This window comes from Desulfobacter sp. (assembly GCF_050177295.1).
The window spans coordinates 1-4,436 of sequence record NZ_JBFXHE010000375.1 but is presented as its reverse complement, the minus strand read 5'-3'; the positions used below and the strand labels follow the sequence as shown (position 1 = coordinate 4,436).

3 protein-coding genes are annotated in these 4,436 nt (G+C 42.1%); all 3 read left to right on the top strand.

The annotated features are described in order from the left end of the window. Nucleotides 1-225: 225 nt before the first annotated feature. Nucleotides 226-873, top strand: a complete 648-nt coding sequence (locus AB7U36_RS19310; RefSeq protein WP_287037608.1) for a DUF1819 family protein — start codon at nucleotides 226-228, stop codon at nucleotides 871-873. An 18-nt stretch (nucleotides 874-891) separates the two neighbouring features. Then, nucleotides 892-1,464: a DUF1788 domain-containing protein gene (locus AB7U36_RS19305; protein WP_287037607.1), complete on the top strand. Its 573-nt coding sequence runs from the start codon at nucleotides 892-894 to the stop codon at nucleotides 1,462-1,464. A gap of 30 nt (nucleotides 1,465-1,494) precedes the next feature. Then, on the top strand, nucleotides 1,495-4,436 hold a 2,942-nt coding region (brxC, locus tag AB7U36_RS19300; RefSeq protein ID WP_428161276.1), incomplete at its 3' end, for a BREX system P-loop protein BrxC.

The following is a 4,436-nucleotide window of genomic DNA, read 5'->3' as shown; positions in this document are numbered from 1 at the left end:
CATGCTGGTGCCCGGCGGCAGGATTTATGCCCTGAAAGGGGCGCATGCCCCAGAAGAAATCACATCTGAACTTGAAAGGCAGTTTCATATTACACATAAGCCTTATAGCCTGCCTTTTGTGGATGCCCAAAGGTTTGTGGTTATCCTTGAAATCCGTTAGACGCAAAAATTTTTGACATACTTTTTAGTGAAAAAATTTTAAACGGACAGATTCCAGCATACGTCTTGGATGTTACAATACCGCGTGATAGAGATCCAAATGGTGTAATGAACATTACCAATGATAAAATATATAACAGCTCGATTATTTCCGGCTCTCTGCTTATGGAAGAAAGTCGGAATATCGCTGATTTATTACTTAAAAAGGTCGGTTCTGATCAATGGTATCAAGCCATTGTCGTTGAAAATATACTTCAAAAGAGAAGCCCTGTAACCGCCAAAAAACAGGCCAATTTAATAAAAAACCGCCTTGTCCTCATGGATAATGATTTATGGTCACTTGTAAGGGATGGCTCATCCCAGGTCGCATCCCAGGCCCTGCTGTCAGCAGCTATAAAGCACAGCAGAATTCTTGGTGATTTTATGAATACCGTTCTGCGGCGGCACTGGCAGACATTTACAAAAAAAATTGACCTTAAGGACTGGAACCTTTACTTAGAACAATGCGCTCAAATTGATCCGAAAATTGATACATGGAAAGATACAACCCGGTCAAAACTAAAGCAGATTGTTTTCAGAATACTTGCAGAAGCAAAGTACATTGAAAATACACAATCATGCAAATTAATACCGGTTTCCTTAACGCCGGAGATAAAATCATATCTTGTCAAAAATAAGGAAGACTATGTCTTACGTTGTATGGATATTACATAGCCCTCTTCAAGGATTCATATGACACCATTTAAAAACCGTCTGGACAAAATTCTTGATCGACTCACATCTGAGGAACTTCTTTCAAACTCTGGACTTGGAAATGAAATCGGGTTTTATATTTTTGATTACCCTCCTGAATTTGAAGAGCAGGTCAGGGACCATATCCAGTTTATTTTAAGGCAGCTTCCCAAAAAAAAGCCAGACTTAAGAGTTACGCATATCAATCTGTTCGACTTGATTCTTGTTTATCTCAAAAATAGAAATCTTCTTGATCGGGTCCTGGACATTGAGTTGAAAAAGGGTAATGAGGCGCTTCTCAATTCCCTGAAAGGTCCGCTGGATGCTAAAAAAATCGCCAAAGAGTTCATAACTTTTGCACCACCTGAAGATAATGACCTGGTATTGGTGTCCGGTGTCGGCAGTGCATACCCAATGTTAAGAAGTCATAATCTGTTAAATAATCTGCACCACCTGATGGAAGACACCCCATTGGTGATGTTTTATCCGGGCGTATATACAGGTCAGGGGTTAAGGCTGTTTGGAAAATTAAAAGAGACCAATTATTACAGAGCATTTCAACTGGTTGTATAGATAACGCCAACGCATAAAGGAACGCTTTCAATGCAGATCCGGAATACATTCAAAAAGGATATCTCAAGACCCATCAACGGGGTTGTTAAAGCAGACCAGCTCAATGAATCGGTTGTATGGCAGGAACTTGATGAATACGTCGTTACACGGGAATTAGACCAGCATTTCAAAACATTTTTAAAATCATATCTTGGCGCCGTAGACAATCAGAACGATCCCATCATTGCAGGCAGAATGGCGGTATGGATATCCGGCTTTTTCGGCTCTGGTAAATCTCATTTTATAAAAATTCTTTCTTATCTTTTGGAAAATAAAGAAGCACGTTGCCCGGACACCGGATCTTTGAAGCGGGCTGTTGAGTTTTTTGCCGACAAGATAAAAGACGCCATGCTGTTCGCAGACATCAAACGGATTTCCAATATTGATGCAGATGTCATCCTTTTTAATATTGACAGCCGGGCCGATTCAACAGAAGGCCGGTCAGCCATTCTTTCCGTATTCTGGCGGCTGTTCAATGAAAGTCAAGGATTTTGCTCTGATTCATTGCATCTGGCAGAGATTGAAAGATATCTGACCCGCAAAGGCCATTACCAGGCGTTTAAAGAAAAATTCAAAGAAATATACGGTTCAGAGTGGGAAACCGAACGGGATGCCTATTCCCTGCTTCAGGATGAAATTGTAGAAGCCCTATCCATGGTTCTTGATAAAAACCCGGATGCGACCCGGGAGTGGTTTGAAAAATATGAAAACAATTTCAGCCTGACTGTAGAGCAATTCGCCAAAAGGGTAAAAGAGTATCTGGATTCAAAAGCACCCAACCACCGAATCATATTTCTGGTGGATGAAATCGGCCAGTTCATCGGCAGTGATACCCACCTGATGTTAAATCTTCAAACCATTGTTGAAGACTTGGGCAGAATCTGCAATGGCAGGGCTTGGGTTGTGGTGACATCCCAGGAAGATATTGATGCGGTGATCGGGGATATCAAATCTTCAAAAGCAAATGATTTTTCTAAAATTCAGGGCCGGTTCAATACGCGCTTGTCGCTGTCCAGCGCCAATACAGATGAAGTGATCCAGGCCAGACTCCTTGAGAAACAGGACGATGCAAAAACAGAGCTTGAAAACCTGTTCAGCCAAAAGGGAGATATCCTTAAAAACCAGCTCAGTTTTACCCATGACACATCCACATTAAAAAATTATACAACCGCCCGGGATTTTGCCGGTAACTACCCTTTCACCCCGTATCATTTCCAGCTGGTTCAAAAAATATTTGAATCCATCAGAAAAGCAGGCGCCACAGGACTTCACTTAAGCCGTGGAGAACGCTCCATGCTGGATGCGTTTCAGTCGGCTGCCATCAATATCTCATCCAGGCAGATCAATGCACTGGTGCCTTTGTATGAGTTTTTCCCCTGCATTGAAAGCTTTCTGGACACTTCCGTTAAAAGAAGCATTGAACAGGCTAAAGAAAATAAGGGTCTGCATACCCCGTTTGATATTCAACTCCTGCAAACCCTGTTTTTGATACGGTATGTGGATATCCTTAAACCCAATATCGACAACCTGGTCACGCTTTCCATTGATCAGGTGGACGCGGACCGGATTATTCTAAAGCAAAAAATTGATGCTGCATTGTTGCGGCTGGAAAAGGAGAACCTGGTCAACAGAAATGGGGCTCTTTATTTCTTCCTGACAAATGAAGAAAGAGAGGTCTCAAGGGAGATAAAAAGCATAGAGATATCTTCCCATGCAGAAACAGACCTTTTGGCTGAAATCATTTTTGAAGATATCCTGAAAAAAAAATCCAAGCATCGGTATCTGCCATTTAAAAGGGACTATGCATTTAACAGAATTTGTGATGAAAAGCCCTGGGGCAAAAAGATGGAAGATGACCTGCTTCTTGAAATCATCAGCCCCATGCATGACCAGTATCCTGTTTTCAACCCCGGCAAATGCACCATGCACAGCCTGAATAATGAGGGCACGGTTCTTTTAAAACTTGATAATGACCCGGATCTTTTTTCTGAAATCCGGACTTATATTCAGACGAATAAATACATTACAGATAAAAGCGATGCAGCCGCATCCACCAGCCTGAAACAGATTTTAAGAGACAGGGCCGATGAAAACCGGGGAAGACGGGAACGGCTGGTTTCAAAGGTGGATGACCTGATATTGAAAGCCCAATTTTACACCATGGGTAAACCCCTGGAAATTAAGGCGGCAACCACATTAAAAGCCCTGGATGACGCCTTTGATTACCTGGTTCAAAATACCTTCAGCAAGTATGATTATCTGGCCAAAGTCCATGATGATCCCATAAAAGAGATCAAGCAGATCATTTTGTCCGATGATATCGGCCAGCAGCAGGTGGTTCTGGACTTTGCCAAAGGAGAAACCCGGGATCTCAAAGAGATCAGGACCTTTATAGAGTTAACACAGGCTGCCAATAAAGCCATTGTTCTGGATGAGCTTGTCAAACATTTTGCAAAACGTCCCTATGGCTGGCCTGAATTTCAAATTGTGATTCTTGTTGCCAAGCTTTTTGTGGGTGGAAAAATCAATTTACTGGAAGATAAAGCCAAGCTTTCACCCAAAGATGCGATTCCCCTTCTCTCCAAAACCTCTCAGTGGAAAAATGTACAGATTATTGTCAAGGCCAATCTTTCAAGCCATGATCTTCAAAAGGCGCAAAATCTTGGGAAAGAGTTATTCGGTTCCCTGGCACCCGACGGCCAGGAAAAGATCAGCCAATATATCCGTGATGGGTTAACAAAGTGGAAAGATCCTCTGGAAAAATACAAAACCCTGGCAGATACTGGGAAATATCCGGGCAAAAAAGAGATCAATACCTGCTTAAAAATAGTGAAAGCAGTACTTGATATCCAAGATGCCTTTGAGTTGATCAAAGAGTTCAATGCATTAAAAGACGACCTTTTAGATGCCCATGACGACCTTTTGGATCTTCA